Annotated in this window: 1 protein-coding gene; it reads right to left on the reverse strand. The window is 49.2% G+C overall.

Translation table 11 applies throughout. The features are described from left to right. Positions 1-283 (reverse strand): toxin YdaT family protein (locus Q4528_RS13270; protein ID WP_303521974.1); only part of this gene is annotated, 283 nt, incomplete at its 3' end. Positions 284-309: the final 26 nt, after the last annotated feature.

The following is a 309-nucleotide window of genomic DNA, read 5'->3' on the forward strand; positions in this document are numbered from 1 at the left end:
GTGTTAGCGATGGTTGAGCAGGAAGCTCTAGCGCCGCAATAACCGACTCAGAGGACTCTTTTGTTAAACAAGCCGCTGACACTTCACGCACCTTGTCAGGGTTCACTGTCCGCGAACACACAGCCAAAACACCCGCTGGGTTGTAGATTGCGTTCAAGTATGAGGTACGGATGTCATTAGGCATGGCAGCGACTATTACCGGCTCGAACTCAAACAGCTTTTCTCTGCTTTCGTTTACTGATGAATCCAACCCCATCCAGCGCATAATTTTTTGCGTATTCACTCGGTTGTCATTGAAAGGATCCGCTG

The organism is Staphylococcus pasteuri (genome assembly GCF_030547725.1).
Taxonomy (GTDB): Bacteria; Bacillota; Bacilli; order Staphylococcales; family Staphylococcaceae; genus Staphylococcus; species Staphylococcus pasteuri.